The sequence below is a fragment of the Rhodococcus sp. NPDC080181 genome (assembly GCF_040702225.1).
Lineage (GTDB): Bacteria > Actinomycetota > Actinomycetes > Mycobacteriales > Mycobacteriaceae > Rhodococcoides > Rhodococcoides fascians.
Genome location: NZ_JBFBKN010000003.1, coordinates 45,547 through 68,315 on the forward strand (window position 1 = coordinate 45,547; position 22,769 = coordinate 68,315).

The following is a 22,769-nucleotide window of genomic DNA, read 5'->3' on the forward strand; positions in this document are numbered from 1 at the left end:
AATGCCGAAGTCGAAGGTACGGAAGAAGAACGACTACACGATCAACCCGGCCAACCGCACGCCGGTGAAGGTCAACGCCGGCCCGTCGCCGGTCTGGTACGTGGTCCTGATGCTCGGATTCATGCTGGTAGGGCTGCTGTGGCTGATCGTGTACTACCTGGCCCAGGAAGACATCTCGTTCATCGGCAACCTCGGTGCGTACAACTTCCTCATCGGATTCGGCTTCATGGTCGTCGGCCTCGTCATGACCATGCGATGGCGCTGAGAGCCGGCCGAGTTACACCCATGTCATTCATCCCCAATGTGGATAAACCCTGTGGATAACTTTCCCAACCATCCACAGGGTGTGTACGAACACCGATGGGCGACGCCGGCCGTAGCCGTCGGCGCGCTGGTGGCAGGCGGTATCGCACTCGCCATCGGTGCCGTCCTCGCCTCCTCGGACGCCGCCGGAACCTTCCTCGTCGGACTCGCCGCCGTCGGAACCTGGGTGATGGCAGCCCTCGCGGCCGCACAACGCCCCCGACTCGCCATCACACCCGACGGCTCCCTGGTGATGAAACGACTCACCGGCACGCGCACGTACTCGCGCGCCGACATCGTCCAAATCAAAGTGGTCCGCTACCCGAGACTGGGACGACGAGTCCCGATGCTCGAACTGGACGTCCGCCCACCCGACGAGGACGACGATCGACTCATCATCTTCGGTCGATGGGACCTGGGAGCCGACCCACGCGACGTGTTCGAGGTACTCGACACCTACGGTCTGGTGCCGCCGAACAACTGACCGCCCACCGTCCCCGCCCCCTCCGGGGTACTCAATGTGACGTTCAGTGGACTTTCCGGGGGTCAATGGCACATCTAGTGGACCAGTGAGCCGTCGCAAAGCCGCCGGGCACCAGCCAGCAGCACGTGGGGATTGCCGAGCTCGCGATCGGCGTCGTCGGGAGTCAATGTGACGTCCAGTGGCCTTTTCGGGGGTCAATGGCACATCTAGTGGACTTCAGAGGCCCATCTGCGCGCGCAGGTCGAGGACTCGGACCGCGATGGTGCCCAGGGCTATCAGGGCTACTGCGGCCACGGAGAGCCAGGCGAGGGATATCCCGGCACGAGGCTGCGCGCTGTTGCGGTTGGGTAGGAACACCAATCCGGCGGTGGCTGCCGCTCCGGCGACCAGTCCGCCCATGTGGCCCCACAGCGAGATGCTGGGGATCGAGATGCTGATGAAGATGTTCAGAGCGATCACGATCAGGACCGGGGTCGGGGAGCGCTTGAGTCGCAGCAGAATGACGGCCTGCGCACCGAGCAATCCGAATACGGCACCCGACGCGCCGGCGGTGGCGGCGAGGGGGTTCTCGAACAGCATGACCGATGCGCTGCCGCCGAGCAGCGACAGGAAGTAGACGGCGAGATAGCGGCTGCGGCCCAGCACCAGTTCGACGTCTCGGCCGATGATGTAGAGGGCGAACATGTTGACCAGCAGGTGGATGGGTCCTATGTGGATGAACCCACTGCTGAGGAGGCGCCACACATCGCCGTCCGCGACCAGCAGGCTGTTCAGTGCCCAGGCGTCGGCCAGCGAGGATCCGCGGAAATTGCTCATGAGGTCGCCGGATTGAGCGGCGGTGATCCCTAAGATCACGACGTTGATCGCGATCAGCGCGAAGGTCAGGGGTGTCTTGGCGGAGCGTGTCATCGGCGCGCCGGCGACCGTACGTGCGGTCCGGACGTTCTTGTTACCGTCGCGAACACAGTCGACACAGTGTTGCCCGACGGCCGCGGGCTGCAGGCACTGTGGGCACGCGGGCCGGCCGCATCGAGAGCAGGCCAGGCCGGTCGGGCGATCGGGATGTCTGACGCACACCGACTGGGGTGGGTTGGGCTGGTCGCCGTACGCGCCACCCCAGCCGGGGTTTGTCATCGTGTAATTCCTTCTACAACCGAATCAGGCGATGGTGATGCTGTTGATGACGACCTCTTCCACCGGGCGATCGCCGCGGCCGACCTGCGTGCTCGAGATGGCGTCGACGACCTTCTTGGACGCCTCGTCGGTGACCTCACCGAAGATGCTGTGCTTGCGGTTGAGGTGCGGGGTCTTGCCGGTGGTGATGAAGAACTGCGAGCCGTTGGTGCCGGGGCCTGCGTTGGCCATGGCCAGCAGGTACGGGCGGTCGAAGGAGAGCTCCGGGTGGAACTCGTCCTCGAACTTGTAGCCCGGTCCGCCGGTGCCGGTTCCGGTCGGGTCGCCGCCCTGGATCATGAAACCGTCGATGACGCGGTGGAAGACTGCGCCGTCGTAGAACGGTCCGGTCTTGGCACCCGACGCGTTCTGCGTCGTGTATTCCTTCGACCCGTCCGCGAGACCGACGAAGTTCGCGACGGTCTTGGGGGCGTGATTGCCGAACAGTTCGATGACGATGTCGCCGCGGTTGGTGTGCAGCGTTGCCGTTTGGGTCTTGTTTGGTGAAGTCACGCTCACCATCGTGCCATCTCGACCGACCGGGTAGTTCACAGGTGGTGTATCGGGAGGGTCGATCGGGGCGCTGTTGTGGAACAGTGAGGGCATGACGAGCACAACGAAAACCGAGCGGGTTCACTCCTCCACCGGTACGGCGGCGTCGACGCTGCTCGGTGCCGCTTCCGTCGTGAGCAAGGGCCCTGCCGGAGTGGGCCTGTTGCTCGCCAAGCGCGGCTACGGTCTGGCGCGTAAGCAGGCTGCGCAGCGTCGCGCGGCAACTGCCGAGCGCATTGCCCGGGCCGATCTGACCAAGGCAGCTCTCACGACTGATCGGATACCGGGAAACAAGCGTCGCGTCCTGGCGCTCGGAGCTGCCGCTGTCGTCGTCGGAGGTGTCGTGTTCTACCTCAGCCGTCGCCGCCACGAGGTGCCGCCGCCCGCAGATACGCCGCCCAGCCTGGTCGATTACGAAGACGAGTCGACGTCACAGGTATAGAAGCTTCTGTAGTAGATCGAACAGGCCCGGCCGGGGCCTGGTTTCTGCATCGTCACCCCGGCCGGCGACGACCAGCGCGACGTTGTGTTCGACGCTCGAACCGTCCGTGAGGTAGTCGCCGTGACCTGTCGTGCCCGGACGCCCGTCGCCCTCGTCGGTCGCCAGTTGGGTCACTCCATCGAGTGTGCCGGGATCGCGACCGAAGGCACCGATGTCGGCAACGATGTCCCCGCGCGCCTCCGCCGCGAAAACGTGACCGTCGGGAACCTGTAGGTCGGTCACACTGTCGGTGCCGAGGCCAGGTGATCCGAGGGCCACGAACTCGTCGACGCCGGTGCTTTCGTGCAGGGCAGCGGCTGCGGTCAATGATCCGTACGAGTGCGCGAGCACCGACAGATGTGGATTGTTCGACCGGGCCACGTCGAGGCCCTCCAGAAAGGGCACCAATCGCGTCGCCCCCGCGTGCGCTGCTGCATCGGATACGACGGTCCGATCGGGATCGAGCAGGCCCCATCCCAGCTGTGGTGCCTGGTAGTTCATCCACGTCACGGCTGCGACGGTGGGCGGCGGATCCTCCGAAAATATCTGTTCCACAGTAGTTTTGAGATCTTCCAGGTCGCCGTCGTAACGTACCGCGTCTCCGTGGACCGTCGAGCCGAGGCCGGGTACGAACACCGCCACGTGCGTTGCCGTGTCGACGTCACCTATTGCAATCGCGGCAGTGGTCTCCGCATACGTGGAATTGTCGAGCGCCAACAGTTGCCTGTCACCCTGCGCCAGAGTGCTCTCGATCGCGTCGAGCGAACTCAACCGCGTTCGCGTCTGTTCCAAGCCGGCGTCAGCATCACTGAATAGTCCTCCGAAAATATTGTCCTGCAATTGGTTTCGGAGTTCACCCGCCACAGCCTGCAGTCGGAGGCGCTCACTGGCAAGTACCCGACGGTTCGCTGAATCCCGAATTCGGCCCGGCACGCCGTCCAGATTACCGATGAGAGCCGGGTGCTCGACGAGCAGCCGAGTGCGCTCGGCGGGCGAGAGAGCGCTCCAGAACGCCGCATTCGTGGCCGGGCTCCCAGCGACCGGCACTACCGATACCCCTGCCGTGGCCAGTTTTCCCGGTGAGATGTCGCCGGCGAGGCGTCGGGCAAGGTCGTCGTCGAACGCGGTCGCGGCTCGCATCAGTTGGGTGATGCGTTCGGCCAACTCGGTGCAACGGCGACGCCGATCGCGAATGGTCGACGACAGGTCCTGCTGCGCAACCGAATACGACGTCAGCACGTCGGTCACCGAACCGTCGCGTCGGATATCGAAGTGCTCGCACGCGGCGTTCGATTCCAGAGCGGTCAGCGCCGAGACGAGTCCCGCCATGTCGATGGCCGCCGGAGCGGTGCACAGCGCTACCCGCAGTAGCTCCGTCGCACAGTCCCCCACCTGCGCACTTAGAGCTCCGATGGCATCCCGGTATGCCGTTGCCGCGGGGCCCTGCCATCCGTCGTCGACGACGGTCTCCAGCAGTGAGCTGTGCACGGCGGTCAATTCACGCCAACTGTGCATGAACCGATTCGAGACGGCGGTCAGCGCCTGACTGTCCCATGATCTGACGTCATCGAGCGTGACCATCGCAATCCCCCCGCAGCGTTGTCGTCGTACTCGACGAGTCAACGTCAGCGAGACGGTGCAGCGAGAAATCTATCCCCAGGCTGTGGATGAAATCTGGGGATGACGGCCACATCGGTGTATCGCTACACGATTCTGCGTACCGGCCCGCGATGTCCGTCGCCGGGCTCGGTATGGCGAGACGCCTTCGGGGGACGACTCCGCTTGGCGCGGTACAGGTCTGCGTCTGCAGCGCGGTATATTTCACCCCACCGGCGGCCGGCAGGCATACACGCCAGACCGACGCTCCACTCGGCTCGATGGGATCGACGCAAGCCGTCGATGACCTGCCAGGCTTCGGCCTCGAGAACCCCTGGCATGAACAGGACGAATTCGTCTCCGCCGAGCCGGCCCAGAACGTCCCGTTTCGTCAGTTGCCCCTTCCACGCCTTCGAGACGCGAGTGAGCAACACGTCGCCGGCAATATGGCCGTACTCGTCGTTGATCTCCTTGAAGTTGTCGAGATCGAGCACCGCCAGACTGACCGTCAGACCACGAGCGGCGCACGCGGGCAACATCTTCTCGATCTTCGACTCGAAACCGAATCGATTGAGCAGGCCCGTCAACGCGTCATGAGTGGCCGAATACCGCATTCGACGCGCGAACACCCCGAAGACTTCCGTTGCGCCGACGATGCCCAGGGCGACCAGAATGTAGCTGATGAAGGGCGTGCCGTAGGGGGCGACAGCGGCGCCCACGACCGCAGACACGGCCAGTACTGCAACCCATATTCCAGCGTCGCGCTCGGACCAGAACGCACCGATGTGCATGCCGAGGAACATCGCCGCTTGCACACAGATCAAGAACGCGGGCATCGTGTTGCTACTGCCCAATGCACAGGCAAGCGCGCCCACCGACAGGGCGGTGGCGGTGCCGACCGCATGCTTGGGACTCGGCGCTCCTGCCCGGGCGAGAACAACGATCGCCGCCGGCCCCAGAACCACTGCGAGCGCGGCGAAGAGCTGCTGCGGGCCGGACAGGTCCGACCACGATGCGATGCCGTTCGCGATGTAGAGAACCGTGGTCACCGCGGCGAATACCGCCAGCATCCGGCCGGACTCGTCGAACCTGAATCTGCTCACCAGCAGACACCGTCGATTACGCGTGACGCCTCACCGAGGCACGCAACGAACCGGACACCACCGCTCACGCGATTCCCCCCAGGCACCATCGGCCCTCCCCACGCACTACGACCATCGCCTCATCGGGCCCACCCGTGACCGGACTCTAACACCTCCGAGCTTCGATCACGACCCGCAGCAGCGATTCCGTAGCAGGTCAGGACGCTTTCTCGGCCCGCGCTGCCTCCCGCGCCAACAGGCGATCGCGCGATTCCTCGAACTTCGTCGCCTTCGCCTCGAGATCCTGGACGAATGCAGCCAGACGATCGCGATCGCGTTCGCCCTCACCACTGAAGTCGTTGCGCTCGAAGATGTTCCATTTCCGCAGCACCGGCATCAGCACCTCGTCCAGATGCTGGCGGAGATCGTAGATCCCGTGTTTCGCCAGGATCATGGCGTTCTTGCGGAAGTTCGGCATGTTCAGTCCCGGCATCTGAAAGTCCGTCGCGACATCGGCGATGGCCCGGACCATCTGGTCCGGGACCAGGTCGAGCGACGCCTCGCCCAGGTTCCGGTAGAAAATCATGTGCAAATTCTCGTCGGCGGCCACCCGGGCCAGCATTCGATCGGCGATCGGGTCACCACAGGCCAGACCCGTGTTGCGGTGGGACACGCGCGTCGCGAGCTCCTGGAACGTCACGTACGCCACCGAATGCAAGAAGTTGGAGCCGTCCATGGGGGCATCGACTCCGACCGTCATGTGGTGCATCCGAGCCCGCTCCAGCTCGACCGGGTCGACGGCGCGTGTGACGACCAGATAGTCGCGCATCACGATCCCGTGACGGTTCTCCTCCGCGGTCCAACGGCCCACCCAGGTGCCCCAGGCTCCGTCCAACGAGAAGTTGTCGGCCAGACCGCGGTGGTACGACGGCAGATTGTCTTCGGTCAACAGATTGGTGATCATCGCTGTACGAGCCAACTCCGACAAAGACGACTGCTCCAGCGACCAGTCCTCTCCGCCCATTGCTGCAAAATTGCGACCCAGATCCCACGGCACGTAATCATGCGGATGCCACTCCTTCGCCATCGACAGATGGCGATTCAGGTTGGCTTCCAACGTGCCGTCGAGTTCGGTCAACAGCTCTTCATGATCGAGAACACGCGTCATCTGTGGGGCTCCTCCGAGAAATATGAGACGCCCGAACCGAAGACCGATCCGAGACGCCGAGATCGAACGACGGCACACCCCCCTGCGGTGCGCCGTCGCGACCTGTCCCGTCGATCCGAGAACCGACGCTGCTGTACCCGAAGAACGCTAGGGACCGCGGACGTGATGCGAAACGAATCCAACAATGATCTGGATATCTGGGCACCGATCTCGACAGCGGTTGGTCCGAGTCACAACAGTGGTCGACGCATCCCTGCCACTCGGCCGGGACTCAATGTCACGTTCGGTGGACTTTTCGGGGGTCAATGTCACATTTAGTGGACTTGGGGTGAGCGGCAGTCGGGTGCAGACACGAAAAAGGACGCCCATCGGAATGGACGTCCTTTTGATTGTGGAGCCTAGGAGATTCGAACTCCTGACATCTGCCTTGCAAAGGCAGCGCTCTACCAACTGAGCTAAGGCCCCGGGTGTTGCTGTCGAACGTGCACGAACTTTACACGTTCTCTCCGAGCGATTGTCACCCGGTGGAGATGCTGTGCCAGACGCCTTCCGAGCTGCGCGTGGAGCGCACCTTCGATACTGTCAGCACTGCGATCACCACCGATGCAACAAGAAGAAGGATTTTCACGTCCTGCCTCTTTTCGTTCGTTCGGTGTGGGCCTAGGAGGACTTGAACCTCCGACCTCTTCCTTATCAGGGAAGCGCTCTAACCGCCTGAGCTATAGGCCCTCGATACTGCTTCGGGCCGAAGAATTGCTCTCCTCGAACCGAGGGATGAGATTACCGTATCGGGCCGCTGTCTTCCAAAACGGCCCGATACGGCAGTCGTTCGTGCTGGTCAGTCGCGATCTGCCAGCGTCACTTCGACGCCGCCGACCAGGTCCGACGACAGGTTGTAGATGAAGGCGCCGATCGTGGTGAGTGCGGTGAAAAGTACGACATTGATCACACCGATCACTGCCGCGTAGCCGAACACCTGGCCGGCGCTGACGAGTCCGCCGTCGCCGGATTCGTTGACGATCTCGGTGAAGGCACTGTTGAGTCGGTCCCACACACCCATGCCGTCGAGCACGGCGTACAGCAGGCCGACGGCCACCATCCACACGAAGAACAACGACACAGCGATGACCAGAGCGATCTTGAGCGTCGACCAGGGATCGATCTTGCGAATCTGGATCGTCGCCCGCAGAGGATCGCCGTCCGCGCTGGGTACCGCCGTGATGGCGGTGGGGGCTGCGCGATCGGCTGCCGTCGGCTCGGGATGCCGGGTGGCGGACAGATCCGGCATGTCCTTCGCCAGATCCTTGCGCTCGATGTGCCGAGTCGGTCCGTCGATCACGGCCGCCTTCGACCGCGCTGCCTCGCGTCGTTCGGTCTTGTCCTCGCCCGATTCACGCTCGCCCGATTCACGCTCACCCGATTCACGCTCACCCGATTCGCGCTGGCCCGGCGCTGCCGAGGCGGCTGCAGCTGCCGCTGTCGAACGATCGAACTCACCTGTTGCCGGCAGTGCGGAGCCGCGCCCGGACAGGTTCGTCTGAGGTTGGTTCTGGGGCTGCTGACGGTCGTCGGGCCCCTGCTGTGCCGGACGCTGGCCGGGGCCGCGCTGCCAGGGCGGAGTGCCGGAACCGCCCTGCGGGCCGTCTCCGCGTTGAGTCGGTATCGCCTGGGTCGGTGCCGGAGCTTTCGACTCGGCTGACCCCTCGGCGACCGGCGCAGCGTCATTGGCGGGACGCGGCGGCGATGCGGGACCGGACGGTCCCTGACCCTGCGGCGGCTGGCCGTTGGCGGGGCGACCGCCGTCGGCGTTTGCGGTACCCGGCTCACCGGGCCGACCGTTGGCCGCCTGTGGCGGGCGAGACTGAGCCGGTCCCTGCGGTGCCGGTCCCTGCTGAGGTGCTCGCGGCGGCGGTCCCTGAGGTGCCGGCTGACCCTGAGAACCCGGCTGACCCTGCGGTGCCGGTGGGCGCTGCGGCGGCGGTCCCTGAGGTGCCGGCTGACCCTGAGAACCCGGCTGACCCTGCGGTGCCGGTGGGCGCTGCGGCGGCGGTCCCTGCGTCGGACGAGGCGGGCCGGCCGGACCACCTTGAGTCGGGCGTGCCGGTGGCCGAGCACCCTGCTGCGGTGCCGGTCCTCGCCCGGCCGCGGGTGCCGGACGCGTCGCCGGCTCGGGGCGACTTCCCGGTCGGGCACCTTCGGGAGGTGCCGGACGCGATGGCTGCTCGGTCTGCGCAGCGTCCCTGCTGTCCGGTCCACCCGTGGGGCCGGGCCTGCTGCCAGGCCGGTTGGGAGTGCTCACTTACGACTCCTTCGGTGCATCGTCTTCGGGACCTGCTGCGTCCGGTTCGATCTCGTCGGCGTTGCGCGCTATCGCGAGCAGTGTGTCGCCTTCACCGAGATTCATCAACCGCACGCCCTTGGTCTGTCGGCCGGCTTTCCGAACCTGCTTGGCAGCGGTCCGGATGACCCCACCACTGGACGTGATGGCGTACAGCTCGTCCTCGTCGTCGACGATGAGAGCTCCCACCAGCGTGCCACGCTTGGGGTCGTACTGGATTGTCAGTACTCCCTTTCCGCCGCGGCCCTGCTGCGGGTAGTCCTCCATCGCGGTGCGCTTGGAATAACCGCCCGACGTCGCGACCAGCAGGAACTTGTTCTCGCTGACCACGTTGAGCGAGAGCAGCTCGTCTTCGCCGTTGAAGCGCATGCCCTGGACACCGGAGGTGGCGCGGCCCATGGGGCGCAGTACCTCGTCGGTGGCCGAGAATCGGATCGATTGGCCTTGAGCCGAGACGAGCAGCAGGTCGTCGTCGGACGACGCCAGAACTGCCCCGACCAACTCGTCCTCACCGCGGAGGTTGACGGCCACGATGCCGCCGCTGCGGTTGGAGTCGAAGTCGGTCAGACGCGACTTCTTGACCAGACCGCCCTTGGTGGCGAGCACCAGGTAGGGAGCATCTTCGTAGGTCTTGATCTGGATGACCTGCGCGATGCGTTCGTCGGGCTGGAACGCCAGCAGGTTCGCGACGTGCTGTCCGCGCGCCGTGCGGTTGGCCTCGGGCAGCTCGTACGCCTTGGCCCGGTAGACGCGTCCCTTGGTGGTGAAGAACAGGATCCAGTCGTGCGTCGAGCAGACGAAGAACTTGCTGACGATGTCGTCCTGCTTGAGGCCCGCTCCCTGCACGCCCTTGCCGCCGCGCTTCTGAGACCGGTACAGATCGGTTCTGGTGCGCTTGGCGTATCCGGTCTCGGTGATCGTGACAACCACGTTCTCCCGGGCGATCAGATCTTCGTCGTTGACGTCGCCGTCGGCAGCGATGATGCGCGTGCGACGGTCGTCGCCGAACTTCTCGACGATCTCGGCCAGCTCGTCTCGCACGATCTGACGCTGACGCTCCGGCTTGGCCAGAATGTCCTGCAGGTCGGCGATGGTGCGTTCGAGTTCGGCCAACTCGTCGATGATCTTCTGGCGCTCGAGGGCTGCGAGGCGCCGCAGCTGCATGTCGAGAATTGCCTGCGCCTGGATCTCGTCGATGTCGAGCAGATCGATCAAGCCCTGCTTGGCGAGATCGACCGTCTGCGACGCACGGATTAGGGCGATGACCTCGTCCAACGCGTCGAGCGCCTTCACGAGGCCGCGCAGGATGTGGGCCCGCTCCTCGGCTCTGCGCAGGCGGTACCGAGTACGACGAACGATCACGTCGAGTTGGTGAGTGACGTAGTACCGGATCATCTGATCGAGTCGCAGGGTGCGCGGCACGCCGTCGACGATCGAGAGCATGTTGGCACCGAAGCTGGTCTGCAGCTGCGAGTGCTTGTAGAGGTTGTTGAGCACGACCTTGGCGACGGCGTCGCGCTTGATCGTCACGACGATGCGCATACCGACGCGGTCCGAGGACTCGTCGTCGATCTTCGAGATACCGGACAACTTGCCGTCGCGAACCTGCTCGGCGATCGAGGTGATCAGGTTGTCGGGGTTGACCTGGAAGGGCAGTTCGGTGATGACGATCGTCGTGCGACCGTTGGAGTCCTCCTCGATCTCGACGACGCCGCGCATGCGGATCGAACCGCGGCCGGTCGAGTACGCATCCTGAATTCCCTGGCCGCCGACGATGAGTCCGTGGGTGGGGAAGTCGGGACCCTTGACGCGTTCCATGCAGGCCGCGAGAGTCGCTTCCTCGTCGGCCTCGAAGTTGTCGAGAGCCCAGAACACCGCGTCGCCGAGTTCACGCAGGTTGTGCGGCGGAATGTTGGTGGCCATACCGACGGCGATACCGTTGGAGCCGTTCATCAACAGGTTCGGCACACGCGACGGAAGTACCGTCGGCTCTTGGGTTTTGCCGTCGTAGTTGGGGATGAAGTCGACGGTTTCCTCGTCGATGTCGCGCAGCATCTCCATGGCGAGCGGGGTCAGACGCGCTTCGGTGTATCGCATGGCGGCGGCACCGTCGTTGCCGCGGGAGCCGAAGTTGCCCTGGCCGTCGACCAGTGGGTACCGCATCGACCACGGCTGAGCCAGACGCACGAGCGCGTCGTAGATCGAGGTGTCGCCGTGGGGATGGTAGTTACCCATCGTTTCGGCAACGGGCCGTGCGGATTTCACGTAACTACGGTCGGGACGGAAGCCCGAGTCGTACATCGCGTACAGCACACGTCGGTGCACCGGCTTGAGACCGTCGCGGACCTCGGGAAGCGCGCGGCCGACGATGACGCTCATCGCGTAATCGATGTAGCTGCGCTGCATTTCCTGCTGGATGTCGACCGGATCGATCCGGTCGCCGCCCTCGGCGTTGGTGGTCGAGCCCGGCGGGGGCCCGACCGGCGGTTCGGTGATGTCAGACATAGAAGATCTCCTCGAAAACGGTCGTCGGACGCACCGACACTGAGTGCGGTGCGTCCGAGAAACGACTAAACGTCAAGAAAGCGAACATCTTTCGCGTTACGCGCGATGAAGCTTCGGCGGGCGGACACGTCCTCGCCCATCAGGACGCTGAACAGTTCGTCCGCGGCCGCGGCATCGTCGAGAGTGACCAGACGAAGAACTCGCACTGCCGGGTCCATCGTGGTTTCCCACAGCTCCTTGGCGTTCATCTCGCCGAGGCCTTTGTAGCGCTGGACGCCGTCCTCGACGTTGATCTTGCGCTTGTTGGCGATACCGGCCTCGAGCAGACCGTCGCGCTCGCGGTCGGAGTACGCGAAATCCGGTTCGCCGCGGCTCCACTTGAGCTTGTACAGCGGCGGCATGGCCAGGTAGACGTGACCGTTCTCGATCAGCGGCCGCATGAACCGGAACAACAGGGTCATCAGCAGGGTGGAGATGTGCTGGCCGTCGACGTCGGCGTCGGCCATCAGCACGATCTTGTGATAGCGCAGTTTGGCGATGTCGAACTCGTCGTGAATGCCGGTGCCGAACGCGGTGATGATCGACTGGACCTCGTTGTTCTTGAGGACACGGTCGATGCGGGCCTTCTCGACGTTGATGATCTTTCCGCGCAGCGGCAGGATCGCCTGGAACATCGAGTCACGGCCGGATTTGGCCGAGCCGCCGGCGGAGTCGCCCTCCACGATGTAGATCTCCGACTTGCTCGGATCGTTCGAGCGGCAGTCTGCGAGCTTGCCGGGCAGGCCACCGATATCGGTTGCGCTCTTGCGCCGCACCAACTCTCGCGCCTTACGTGCGGCCATGCGGGCCTGCGCGGACGAGACCGCCTTGTTGATGATCGTCTTGGCATCGGCCGGGTTGGACTCGAACCAGTGCGAGAGGTGCTCGTTGCACGCCTTCTGCACGAACGAGCGAATCTCGGTGTTGCCGAGCTTGGTCTTGGTCTGGCCCTCGAACTGCGGCTCGCCGACCCGCACCGAGATGACGGCGGCGAGGCCTTCACGGATGTCGTCGCCGGTGAGCTTGACGTCCTTTTCCTTGACCAGTTTCTTCTCGATGGCGTACTTGTTCACCGTCGACGTCAGCGCGGTACGGAAACCCTCTTCGTGGGTACCGCCCTCGTGCGTGTTGATCGTGTTGGCGAAGGTGTGCACCGATTCGGAGTAACCAGCGTTCCACTGCATGGCGATCTCGACCTCGTGGCCCTCACCCTTGCCGGTGAAGCCGACGACCGAGTTGTGAATCGCGGTCTTGGTGCGGTTGATGTGCTTGACGAAGTCCACCAGACCGTCGGGGTAGTGGTACGTCCTCTTACGAACCTTGGCCGGCTTCGCGTTGGCCGCGTCGGCCTGCTCTTCCTCGGCGGTCTTGGGTGCCTCGGCGGTCTCGCCGAGTTCTTCCTCGGTCGCGTCGGTGGCCGCGACTCGCTCGTCGGTGAAGTTGATGGTCAGTCCCTTGTTGAGGAACGCCATCTCCTGCAGGCGACGGTGCACGGTCTCGAAGCTGTAATCGAGGGTCTCGAAGATCTTGCCGTCGGCCCAGAAACGCACCGTGGTGCCGGTCTCCGTGGTGTCGCCGACGGTCTCGAGTGGGCCGGGCTTGGCGTAATCGTACGTCTGCTTGTAGCGGTGACCGTCACGCGCGATCTGCAGTTCGACCTTGGTCGAGAGTGCGTTCACGACGGAGATACCGACGCCGTGCAGACCGCCGGAGACGGCGTAGGAGTCGGAGTCGAACTTGCCACCGGCGTGCAGCTGGGTCATGACGACCTCGACGGTGGGAACACCGGAGGAGTGCATGGCGACGGGGATGCCGCGGCCGTCGTCCTTGACCTCGACGCTGCCGTCTTCGTGGATGGTGACGTCGACGGTGGAGGCGTAGCCGGCCATGGCCTCGTCGACGGAGTTGTCGACGACCTCCCAGATCAGGTGGTGCAGGCCTCGTTCACCGGTGGAACCGATGTACATACCGGGCCTCTTACGGACTGCTTCCAGGCCCTCGAGGACCGTGATGGAAGAAGCGCCGTAATCCTTGCTGTTCTCACTGTTACCTGACTTCTGGGCAGCCACGGTTAGCTGGTTCTCCTTCTACGCGTCCACTACCCCGCTCACACCTGACGTAGGTGCTACCGCAGGGTCGGCACGGTCGTTTCCGCCGTGCTCGGTCCATGCGTTTGTTCCGGGCTTGATGTCGTACCGGTCCATAGTACTGGGTGGCTGCGACAGCATGGGGACGATGACACCCCTAAAAGGCCCCTGATTGCTTCACAGGCGCATTTTCTCGACATCGGACGACAAAGATGAAGGGTAAAACCGGCGATTCGGCTACAGATCGAGGACGATCCGTTCTCCGTCCGACCGCGAGACGCAGATCAACATCTCGTGCCGCTGCTCCTCGGTCGTCAACCGATTCTCTCGATGCTGCGGTGTTCCGCTGAGCACTCGCACCCGGCACGTGCCGCAGAAACCCTGCTGGCACGAGTACGCGACGTCCGGCCTGATGCGTCGAATGGCATGCAGCGCAGTCTCTTCCGCACCGACCGACAGAATTTCGCCGGAATCGACGAGCTGCACCTCGAATTCCGTCCCGTTCTTCACCGGCGGCGGTGAGAAGCGCTCGAAGTGCAGATGCGTGGCCGGGAGGGCGTCGAACGAGGCGCGAACGAGGTCGATCATCGGCGGCGGACCACATACGTAGACCGAACCTCCGGGGGCCGTCGAGCCCAACAGATCCATGCTCGACGGCATGCCGTCCACGTCGTCGGTGCGCACGGTGACCCGGGCGGGATCCCAGCCCTCGATCTCGTCGAGAAACGGCATCGACTCGCGGGAGCGGCCGCAGTAGACGAGGTGCCAGTCCATGCCCAGATCGCGGGCACGGCGCACCATCGAGATGATCGCGGTGATGCCGATTCCACCGGCGACGAATACTGCCTGTTCGGACGGTACGAACGGAAACCCGTTGCGCGGCCCCCTGATCGACACCGCAGTGCCGACCGTCAGCGCGTGCATCTCCGGAGATCCGCCGCCGCCGTCCGGCACGAGTCGTACTGCGATCGAGTACGTGTCGTCGCCGGGCAATCCGCACAGGGAGTACTGCCGTCGCCGACCGGACGGGAGGTAGAAATCCAAGTGCATTCCCGGTGCCCACGCCGGCAGAGCCGACCCGTCGGCGGCGGCGAAGGTCAGCTGGACGACCTGTTCGTCGATGCACAGAACGTCACGGGAGACCAGTGTCAGTTCTCGGGTACGCGCGACGGGAGGCGCCGCGAACGAGGCGTCGTACTCACCGTTGTCGAGGAGGGCGAACCACTTGTCCAGTGCATCGGTGACCAGCGAGACCGTCTGATCCGGCTCGTCACGCCCGTACAGATTCTGTGGAATCGTGCGGCCTACTCGGAACGAGTCGACCTTTCGAGCCATCGCGTCGAGCCTGCTCCGCAACGTGCGTTTGGTCATCGATCAGCGGACCGCGCCGCCGGCGAGGTGGCGAGATACTGCACGGCCTGGGCCGTCGAGCCTTCCTGACACGGGTGATACGTGCTCTTGAAGTACCGCAGGGACGCCTTGACCATGGACATCGGCGTCGGAAACAGACCGGCCTTGGCGACCCGTCGGAATTCACGGAACGACGGCGTGCGCTCCTTCGGCGACAGATGCGCCAACGTCGGATCCTGGCTCATGAGGTAGCGCACGCCGCGCGTCCAGAACCAGACGAGAGTGGGTGCAATGACCACGTAGGTACGGATACGCCGGGCCGGCCGAACGTCGAAGTAGCGCATCACCTCGTATGCCACCGAACGATGCTCCACTTCTTCGGCGCCGTGCCACCGCAACAGATCGAGCATGACCGGATCGACGTCGGCTTCGTCGAGCTCGCGCGCGTTGAGGACCCAGTCGCCGAGGAACGCGGTCAGATGCTCGGCAGCTGCGATCAAGGCAAGACGCTCCACCAGGCTGTTCTGACCGTGGCCCGAGCGGTTGCCGAGCGCGCGTCCGAACAGGAACTTCATCTGGTCGACGTACGGATCGACATCGATGCCGTGGGCCCGAAGCTGATCGTGGACCTCGGTGTGGGCCTGTGCATGCATGGCTTCCTGGCCGATGAAGCCGATCACGTCGTCGCGCAACTGATCGTCGTGGATGAGCGGCAACGCCTCTTTGAACGTACGCACGAACCACTCCTCGCCCTCGGGCAGAAGCAGGTGCATCACGTTGATCAGATGGGTGGCCAGGGGATTGCCGTCCATATAGTGCAGCGGCAGAGTTTCCCAATCGAATTCGACGTTCCGAGCGTGCAGAACCACTCTGTCTTCGGGGGTCCCATCGACGTCGACCGCCGTTGTCGACGCCTTCTTCGTAGGTGCAGACACAACTTCTCCTCGTCCGATGGCCGCATGGAACAGTATTCGGTCCCCCGACCGTTGCGTGTCCCGAATCACGCTACGCATACCAACTGTCTCACGGCAACACTGCCCCCAACATCTGTTGAGGATCACCTGGACCAGGGGCTACGTCTAACGCGCATTGGGAACAGTCACTATCCGTAGGTGTCCCGCGGACCGCGACCTTTGACGTGTCGCTCGCCTTTTCGCCAGCTCTGCGTCGTCGGCCCGGTGATCCGAAGCGACGTCACCACACCGTGGCCCACCGCCGCCGCGATCTTCGCCAGAATCTGCGACTGCATCAATCGGAGCTGCGTCGCCCACGCAGTCGACTCGGCGGAGATACTGAGCACTCCGTCCTTGAGGCCGGTGGGGTCGGCGTGTGCCGAGATGTCCTCACCGACGACGCTGGGCCACCGCCCCAGCACGGCACCCTCGGATACCTTGGCCGACCAACCGCGCTTGGACGCGATCGAATTCGCCAGTGCCCCGAACGCCTGCGGGTCTCGATCGTCGGGGCCAGCACCCGACCAACCCCGTCGTCGACGCCCCCGCAGTGCCCGGACACCCCCGGTCGGTGACGAACGACCTTGACCGACCGACTTGCCGCTCGCCTTGGCCGCAGCCCGGGCGTCTTCGAGCGCCCGACGCGCAAGGTCGACGCCCTTCAACTCCGGCTGCTCATCCGGTGCCGGTGAATTCGTGTCGTCGCTCATGACACCTCACTCTCCGACGTCGACAGCTCGGTGATGGTCGAAATCCGGCCTGCCGCACCGGAATCGGACCCCTGACGTGCCTCGACACCGTAGCGTCGTGCATCGAGTTCGGGTGGCACGTCCTCGGGAACCGCGGCGGTGATCAGTACCTGTTCCGCGTCGGCCGCGACCGCCGCCAGGGCCGTGCGCCGCTTGCGGTCGAGCTCGGCGAACACGTCGTCGAGCATCAGGACGGGGTCGGTCCCGTCCTCGCGCAGCAACGAAAAGGAGCCGAGCCGAAGAGAGAGTGCATACGACCAGGATTCACCGTGGCTGGCAAAGCCTTTGGTGGGTCGGTCGCCGAGCATCAGTTCCAGATCGTCTCGATGGGGCCCGACCAGACACACCCCACGTTCGATCTCTCGCTGCCTCATCACCGAAAGTTGGTGCAGGAAAGCAGCTTCCAGCACGTCGACGTCGTCGGACTCCGGTGCTCGGCCGGCATCGGAGAATTCCGGCGGCAGTGCCTCGGCGAGGCTGCAGCGATAGGACAACGTGGCGAGCCGCGATTCCGGCGCGATCGACTCGTAGGCCTGCTGCACGAAGGGCATCAGCTCGTACACCAAAGATATTCTGGCCGAAAGCAATCGGGCACCGTGGGCGGCAAGATGGCCGTCCCAGACATCGAGCGTGGCCAGAGCGCTCGAGCCGTCGCTGGACGACGAGCCTCGACGCAACGCCCCGCTGGCGGTCTTGAGCAGTGCCGACCGCTGACGCAGCACCTTGTCGTAATCTGCGCGCACAGCGGCCATTCGAGGAATTCTGGTGGTGAGCAGCTCGTCCAGATACCGACGGCGCTCACTCGGGTCGCCGCGCACCAGAGACAGGTCCTCGGGTGCGAACAACACACTCTGGAGTACACCCAGAATTTCTCGTGGCCGACGCAGCGGAGACCTGTTCATCCTCGCCTTGTTCGCCTTGCCCTCGAGCAGTTCGACGTCGATGATCAACTCGCGTCCGTGGTTGACCACGGCGCTGCCGACGAACGCGGTGGACGCGCCTGCCCTGATCATGGGCGCATCGGTCGAGACCCGGTGCGAGGACAGCGTCGACAGATAACCGAGTGATTCCAGCAGGTTGGTCTTACCGTGTCCGTTGGGCCCGACGAACACGGTCGATCCCGGGCCCAGGTCGACGATGACGTCGTCCCAGGACCGGAAATCGTGAAGTTGCAAAGACCGGACGAACACTTACTCGGTGTTCTTCGGCGCGGGTGCGCGCAGTGTCTCGTCCGCATCCGCCTTCTTGACGGCGTGCCCGCCGAACTGGTTCCGCAACGCCGACACTGCCTTCATTGCAGGCGAATCTTCTTGTCGCGAAGCGAATCTCGCGAACAGAGCTGCGGAGATTACCGGGGCTGGTACGGCATGCCGAATGGCCTCCTCGACGGTCCATCGACCCTCGCCGGAGTCCTCGGTGTACCCCGAGATCTCACTGAACTCCGGATCCTGGCCGAGCGCCTCGACCAACAGATCGAGCAGCCACGACCGCACGACGGTGCCCTTGCTCCAGGCCCGCAGTACGCCCTGCACGTCCTGCACCAATTCTTCGGCCTCGAGGATTTCGTAGCCCTCGGCGTACGCCTGCATCAGACCGTATTCGATGCCGTTGTGCACCATCTTCGAGTAATGCCCGGCACCGACAGGACCGGCGTGGACGAAACCGTCCGCGCGCTCCCCTTCCGGACGCAGGGCGTCGAAAATCGGCATAGCGCGTGCAACGTGCTCGTCGTCGCCGCCGACCATCAGGCCGTAGCCGTTCTTCAATCCCCAGACACCGCCCGAAACTCCGGCATCGATATAACCGATTCCCTTGGCGTCCAACAGCTCTGCGTTGGGCTTGTCATCGGTGAAACGTGAGTTTCCACCGTCGATCACCAGGTCGCCCGGTTCGAGAACATCCCCGAGCCCGGTGATGGTGTCCCGGGTGATCTGGCCGGAGGGCACCATCACCCACACCACCCGGGGAGCGCTGAGGGATTCCGCGAGACCGGCGAGTGACGGGGTGTCCGTCACCTCGGGCCTCGGGTCGTAACCGATGACCTCGTGGCCGTGTTCGCGCAGCCGCTCGCGCATGTTGAAGCCCATTTTTCCGAGACCGACCAAGCCCAGCTGCATGAGGAAGCGTCCTTGTCTGTGTCAGGTGTAATTCCGGTCGAGCGGGAGTGGAGTCGGCGGAACGACTCGTCCGATCCCGCAACTTCAACAGTAACCAGGCAGGATCAGCCCGGCAGCCTGACCGGCATCAACAGATAGGTGTATTGGGACTGAGGCGCCGCGAACTTGCCGGAATCGTCGGGCACCAGCTCCTCGTCCGACGTCGGACGCAGCACTGCAGGCCGACTCGGAGTGGTGAAACCGAACGTGACCTTCTCGCTGTGCAAGGAGGACAGGCCGTCGATGAGGTACCCCGGGTTGAACGCGATGGTGAGCGCCTCACCCTGGAAGTCGGCCGGCAGAGCTTCCTCGGCGCGGCCGGCATCGTCGCCGCCTGCCGAGAGCAGCACACCTTCGGCGTTGAATTCCAGACGCACCTGCGCACCGCGTTCGGCGACGAGTGCCACGCGCTTGATGGCCTCGACCAGCGGCGCGATCTCGAGTGTTGCGACGGCGGTGTGCTCTGCCGGGAGCAACTGACGGAACTTCGGGAATTCCGCATCGAGCAGTCGAGTGGTCGTGCGGCGCCCGTCACTGACGATTCCAAGCAAACCGTCGCTCCCGATGGAGGAACCCGAACCGAGAGCGAGCTCGACGGGCGAACCCGCGTTGCCGCCGAGAGTCTTGGCCGACTCGGACAGGGTCTTCGCCGGAATCAGCACTGCGGTGGTGGTGTCGGCGCCGGCGGGAGTCCAGTCCACCTCACGAACCGCCAACCGGAATCGGTCGGTCGCAGCCAGCACGACGTTGGTGCCGTCGATCTCGACACGAATACCGGTCAGCATGGGAAGCGTGTCGTCCTTGCCCGCCGCAATGGCGACCTGGGCAATTGCCTCGGAGAACACATCACCGGCCAGCGAACCGGTGTTGCTGGGCAACTCGGGTAGCTGAGGATAGTCCTCGACCGGCATCGTCGGCAGCGAGAATTTTGCGCTTCCGCAGTTGACGAGAACGCGAGTCCCGTCGACGGTGACGTCGACGGGCTTGTTCGGCAACGACTTGGTGATATCGGCAAGTAGCTTGCCCGACACCAGAACTCGTCCTGCGGTGGCCACCTCGGCCGACACCTTCACCTGGGCGGAGACCTCGTAATCGAAGCCCGAGACCGTCAGACCCTGTTCGTCGGCGGCGAGCAGAACGCCACCGAGAACGGGAACGGGCGGCCGAGACGGCAGGCTGCGGGCCACCCACGCCACGGAATCGGAAAAATCTTCACGAGCAACGCGAAACTTCAAACTTCCAAGCTCCATCGCTCGGCATTTCCTCTCGTTCGGGGCATTCGTGTGCACAGTCGAGCGGTGCGACCACGATCGTCGCGGCTCCAACCGATGCAACGACGAGTCTGGCACATCCAGCGCAAGCACACCGTATGCCCTTCGAGACGAAGTTGAAAGCTCGGGCGAGGCCGCGAAGGGCACCGATGCGGTCGTCGGAAGGGGGCTGTGAACGGATCGTTCCCCAACACCTGTTTTCAAAGAAGTTCTTTCAAGGAGAAAACAGAAGTATTAATAGGTCCTGTGCAATCTGTGCATGGAGCCCTCGCGATGCTGGTGGCTCGGCGTGGTGTCGTGGGGATGAACTCGGGACCAATCTGCGGTTGACGGACGGCTGCCTGTGGACCAATCGCATCGGTGCACAGGCGCCCACATTCCATCCCCAGAAGTCGACGGTTGTCCACATGGTTATCCACAGGTGTGAATCAATGGTCGTCGGCTCCGAAATGTCATCCGATTCGGCCCAGAATCGGCGCGGAATCGACCCAGATTCGATCCGGAATCGACTGGAGATCGTGTTCGATCGACGCCCGAGTCGAACCGAGGCGGCACCGATCACCGACGAAAACGGCGACGGCGCCGACCCCCGCGATGGGAATCGGCGCCGTCGCCGTCGTTGCCGAAGGACTGTGGAGCTATCGCTTCGAGCGCTGCTTGATGCGCGCCGTCAACTCCTGGACCTGGTCGTAGACCTTGCGACGCTCGGTCATTTCCTTGCGAATCTTCTTGTCCGCGTACATCACCGTCGTGTGATCTCGGCCAAACGTCTGACCGATCTTCGGTAGCGACAGGTCGGTGAGCTCTCTGCAGAGATACATCGCGATCTGCCGGGCCATGGCCAACGCTCGGGCCTTACCCGGTCCGCACAGGTCCTCGATGGAGGTGTCGAAGTACTCCGCGGTGACGGCCATGATCGTGGCCGCGTTGATCTCCAAGCTGGACGAATCGGGAATCAGGTCACGTAGGACGACCTCGGCGAGGGTGAGGTCGAGGGCCTGTCCGTTCAACGAGGCGAATGCCGTCACGCGAATGAGGGCGCCTTCGAGCTCGCGGATGTTGCGCTCGATGCGGCTGGCGATCAGCTCCAGGACGTCGTGCGGCACGTCGAGTCGATCCATCCGAGCCTTCTTGCTCAGAATGGCGATCCGCGTCTCGAGCTCCGGTGGCTGGACGTCGGTGATCAGGCCCCACTCGAAGCGGGTACGCAGCCGCTCCTCGAGGGTCGCCAACTGTTTGGGTGGTCGGTCGGACGAGACGACGATCTGCTTGTTGGCGTTGTGCAGCGTGTTGAAGGTGTGGAAGAACTCTTCCTGGATACCTTCCTTGCCCTCGATGAACTGAATGTCGTCGACCAGCAGCACGTCGGTCTCCCGGTAGCGGCGCTTGAACGCCACCTTGCGGTCGTCACGGAGACTGTTGATGAAGTCGTTGGTGAATTCTTCGGTGGAGACGTACTTGACGCGCATGCCCGGGAACAGGCGCTGCGCGTAGTGCCCGGCCGCGTGCAGCAGGTGCGTCTTGCCCAGGCCCGACGCCCCCCACACGAACAACGGGTTGTACGCCCGGGCGGGTGCTTCGGCGATGGCGACCGCGGCGGCGTGCGCGAACCGGTTGGAGGCGCCGATCACGAACGTGTCGAAGGTGTACTTCGAGTTGAGGTTGTTGGCACCCGACGACGGTGGCGTCGATTCCGGTGGTTTGGTGAAGTACGTCGGCCACGAGTTCTGGACGCTGGCGAGGGCTTCCCGCTCGTCGTCCACTTCCTCGTAATCGGCGGTCTCGGAGTCCGACGGCTCGTCGTCTCTGCTGGTCAGGACGCGGCGCCGGTACGTCGGGGAACTGACGGCATCGGGATACGTCGAGCGCTCGGTTTCGAGCTTCTCGTCCTCGGGAGCGGAGATACGAACGCCGAGACCTTCGACACCCTGTCCCAGATGACGCCCCAGGGCTCCCAGGATGGGTTCGCGCAGGTCGCGTTCGATCGCTTCCTGAGCGAAGGTCGACGGGACGGCGAGCAGAGCGAAGCCCTGAGTCAACGTGAGCGGTTTGACCAGCGCGAGCCAGGCCTTCTGGCCCTTGGTCAGCGGCGACCCACTGTGTCGGTCGGACGTCAGCTCCGCGACTACCTCGGGCCAGATGCGCGCAAGCGCATCCGGATCGTCGTTCACGTCGATCCCTCCGTCGTCGAGCTTGTAGGTCTCGCCGGACTCCGACAACCGATTCGGTGCGGCGTTTCGAACCCGCGCAACCGCGTCGTCGGATAGCGTCGTCGATCGTGCGCCTCCGCGGCCGAGACAAGGGTCCTTCGGTGGACCCCGCAAGGTACGAATATGCCACCTGAACTGTGTTTCCACACAATTATCCACAGGTGTGGATAAACGACACCGATGTGAGCCCAACCGTCACCGAGTGGCGTGGTAGTACGTATACGACAGTCTGACCTGCGGCGATAGCCATTGTCAGTCGTTCGATCGCAGCA

Annotated in this window: 18 protein-coding genes and 2 tRNA genes; 3 read left to right on the forward strand and 17 right to left on the reverse strand. The window is 64.1% G+C overall.

What is annotated here, in order from left to right; all coding sequences use genetic code 11:
- Nucleotide 1 precedes the first annotated feature (1 nt).
- Entirely contained in the window at nt 2-265 is a 264-nt protein-coding gene (gene crgA / locus AB0O58_RS04220) for a cell division protein CrgA (protein ID WP_027494985.1), read from the forward strand.
- Between the two features lie 36 nt (nt 266-301).
- Entirely contained in the window at nt 302-787 is a 486-nt protein-coding gene (locus AB0O58_RS04225; RefSeq protein WP_045841529.1) for a PH domain-containing protein, read from the forward strand.
- A gap of 216 nt (nt 788-1,003) precedes the next feature.
- Here AB0O58_RS04225 and AB0O58_RS04230 read toward each other — a convergent pair whose 3' ends face one another.
- Nucleotides 1,004-1,921: a rhomboid family intramembrane serine protease gene (locus tag AB0O58_RS04230; protein WP_366237935.1), complete on the reverse strand. Its 918-nt coding sequence runs from the start codon at nt 1,919-1,921 to the stop codon at nt 1,004-1,006.
- A 24-nt stretch (nt 1,922-1,945) separates the two neighbouring features.
- Nucleotides 1,946-2,482 carry a peptidylprolyl isomerase gene (locus tag AB0O58_RS04235; protein ID WP_094621787.1) on the reverse strand — a complete coding sequence of 179 codons (537 nt, stop codon included), beginning with the start codon at nt 2,480-2,482 and terminating at the stop codon, nt 1,946-1,948.
- An 82-nt stretch (nt 2,483-2,564) separates the two neighbouring features.
- Here AB0O58_RS04235 and AB0O58_RS04240 point away from each other — a divergent pair, with 82 nt between their 5' ends.
- Nucleotides 2,565-2,954 (forward strand): hypothetical protein, encoded by a 390-nt coding sequence (locus AB0O58_RS04240; protein WP_366237936.1) that lies wholly within the window; start codon nt 2,565-2,567, stop codon nt 2,952-2,954.
- Here AB0O58_RS04240 and AB0O58_RS04245 read toward each other — a convergent pair.
- From AB0O58_RS04245 to dnaA, 15 genes are all read right to left on the reverse strand, one after another.
- Nucleotides 2,943-4,574: an alpha/beta hydrolase gene (locus tag AB0O58_RS04245; RefSeq protein WP_366237937.1), complete on the reverse strand. Its 1,632-nt coding sequence runs from the start codon at nt 4,572-4,574 to the stop codon at nt 2,943-2,945. The two genes, AB0O58_RS04240 and AB0O58_RS04245, sit on opposite strands and share 12 nt — an antisense overlap.
- Before the next feature lie 122 nt (nt 4,575-4,696).
- Nucleotides 4,697-5,692, reverse strand: a complete 996-nt coding sequence (locus tag AB0O58_RS04250; protein ID WP_228139313.1) for a GGDEF domain-containing protein — start codon at nt 5,690-5,692, stop codon at nt 4,697-4,699.
- A 196-nt stretch (nt 5,693-5,888) separates the two neighbouring features.
- Nucleotides 5,889-6,839 carry an acyl-ACP desaturase gene (locus AB0O58_RS04255; RefSeq protein ID WP_032367964.1) on the reverse strand — a complete coding sequence of 317 codons (951 nt, stop codon included), beginning with the start codon at nt 6,837-6,839 and terminating at the stop codon, nt 5,889-5,891.
- Nucleotides 6,840-7,231: 392 nt separating this feature from the next.
- A tRNA-Ala gene (locus AB0O58_RS04260) sits at nt 7,232-7,304 on the reverse strand.
- Nucleotides 7,305-7,494: 190 nt separating this feature from the next.
- Nucleotides 7,495-7,568: transfer RNA gene (locus tag AB0O58_RS04265), tRNA-Ile, on the reverse strand.
- A 109-nt stretch (nt 7,569-7,677) separates the two neighbouring features.
- Nucleotides 7,678-9,138 (reverse strand): DUF3566 domain-containing protein, encoded by a 1,461-nt coding sequence (locus AB0O58_RS04270; RefSeq protein WP_366237938.1) that lies wholly within the window; start codon nt 9,136-9,138, stop codon nt 7,678-7,680.
- Nucleotides 9,139-11,682 carry a DNA gyrase subunit A gene (gene gyrA, locus AB0O58_RS04275; protein WP_027494992.1) on the reverse strand — a complete coding sequence of 848 codons (2,544 nt, stop codon included), beginning with the start codon at nt 11,680-11,682 and terminating at the stop codon, nt 9,139-9,141.
- Between the two features lie 65 nt (nt 11,683-11,747).
- On the reverse strand, nt 11,748-13,790 hold the full coding sequence (gene gyrB / locus AB0O58_RS04280; protein ID WP_027494993.1) for a DNA topoisomerase (ATP-hydrolyzing) subunit B: 2,043 nt from the start codon (nt 13,788-13,790) through the stop codon (nt 11,748-11,750).
- A 255-nt stretch (nt 13,791-14,045) separates the two neighbouring features.
- On the reverse strand, nt 14,046-15,179 hold the full coding sequence (locus AB0O58_RS04285; protein ID WP_080736544.1) for a PDR/VanB family oxidoreductase: 1,134 nt from the start codon (nt 15,177-15,179) through the stop codon (nt 14,046-14,048).
- On the reverse strand, nt 15,176-16,093 hold the full coding sequence (locus AB0O58_RS04290) for a metal-dependent hydrolase (protein ID WP_366237939.1): 918 nt from the start codon (nt 16,091-16,093) through the stop codon (nt 15,176-15,178). Before AB0O58_RS04290 ends, AB0O58_RS04285 begins: the two co-directional genes overlap by 4 nt.
- Before the next feature lie 167 nt (nt 16,094-16,260).
- A complete protein-coding gene (locus AB0O58_RS04295; RefSeq protein ID WP_027494996.1) occupies nt 16,261-16,821 on the reverse strand; it encodes a DUF721 family protein in 561 nt (186 codons plus the stop codon).
- Nucleotides 16,818-18,050: a DNA replication/repair protein RecF gene (gene recF / locus AB0O58_RS04300; RefSeq protein ID WP_032373402.1), complete on the reverse strand. Its 1,233-nt coding sequence runs from the start codon at nt 18,048-18,050 to the stop codon at nt 16,818-16,820. Before recF ends, AB0O58_RS04295 begins: the two co-directional genes overlap by 4 nt.
- Nucleotides 18,051-18,977 carry a phosphogluconate dehydrogenase (NAD(+)-dependent, decarboxylating) gene (gnd, locus tag AB0O58_RS04305; RefSeq protein WP_283542638.1) on the reverse strand — a complete coding sequence of 309 codons (927 nt, stop codon included), beginning with the start codon at nt 18,975-18,977 and terminating at the stop codon, nt 18,051-18,053.
- 104 nt (nt 18,978-19,081) lie between these two features.
- Complete coding sequence (gene dnaN, locus AB0O58_RS04310) at nt 19,082-20,266, reverse strand: DNA polymerase III subunit beta (protein ID WP_027494999.1); 1,185 nt, start codon at nt 20,264-20,266, stop codon at nt 19,082-19,084.
- A 659-nt stretch (nt 20,267-20,925) separates the two neighbouring features.
- The gene (gene dnaA / locus AB0O58_RS04315) at nt 20,926-22,458 is read right to left on the reverse strand and encodes a chromosomal replication initiator protein DnaA (protein ID WP_283550839.1); all 1,533 of its coding nucleotides are present in this window, start codon (nt 22,456-22,458) and stop codon (nt 20,926-20,928) included.
- Nucleotides 22,459-22,769 lie beyond the last annotated feature (311 nt).

What these genes read in the sequence shown, in the direction of transcription:
- crgA (WP_027494985.1), top strand. Translation starts at nt 2, where the DNA reads ATGCCGAAGTCGAAGGTACGGAAGAAGAACGACTACACGATCAACCCG.
- AB0O58_RS04225 (WP_045841529.1), top strand. Translation starts at nt 302, where the DNA reads ATGTGGATAAACCCTGTGGATAACTTTCCCAACCATCCACAGGGTGTG.
- AB0O58_RS04230 (WP_366237935.1), bottom strand. Translation starts at nt 1,921, where the DNA reads ATGACAAACCCCGGCTGGGGTGGCGCGTACGGCGACCAGCCCAACCCA.
- AB0O58_RS04235 (WP_094621787.1), bottom strand. Translation starts at nt 2,482, where the DNA reads ATGGTGAGCGTGACTTCACCAAACAAGACCCAAACGGCAACGCTGCAC.
- AB0O58_RS04240 (WP_366237936.1), top strand. Translation starts at nt 2,565, where the DNA reads ATGACGAGCACAACGAAAACCGAGCGGGTTCACTCCTCCACCGGTACG.
- AB0O58_RS04245 (WP_366237937.1), bottom strand. Translation starts at nt 4,574, where the DNA reads ATGGTCACGCTCGATGACGTCAGATCATGGGACAGTCAGGCGCTGACC.
- AB0O58_RS04255 (WP_032367964.1), bottom strand. Translation starts at nt 6,839, where the DNA reads ATGACGCGTGTTCTCGATCATGAAGAGCTGTTGACCGAACTCGACGGC.
- gyrA (WP_027494992.1), bottom strand. Translation starts at nt 11,682, where the DNA reads ATGTCTGACATCACCGAACCGCCGGTCGGGCCCCCGCCGGGCTCGACC.
- AB0O58_RS04285 (WP_080736544.1), bottom strand. Translation starts at nt 15,179, where the DNA reads ATGACCAAACGCACGTTGCGGAGCAGGCTCGACGCGATGGCTCGAAAG.
- AB0O58_RS04295 (WP_027494996.1), bottom strand. Translation starts at nt 16,821, where the DNA reads ATGAGCGACGACACGAATTCACCGGCACCGGATGAGCAGCCGGAGTTG.
- gnd (WP_283542638.1), bottom strand. Translation starts at nt 18,977, where the DNA reads ATGCAGCTGGGCTTGGTCGGTCTCGGAAAAATGGGCTTCAACATGCGC.
- dnaN (WP_027494999.1), bottom strand. Translation starts at nt 20,266, where the DNA reads ATGGAGCTTGGAAGTTTGAAGTTTCGCGTTGCTCGTGAAGATTTTTCC.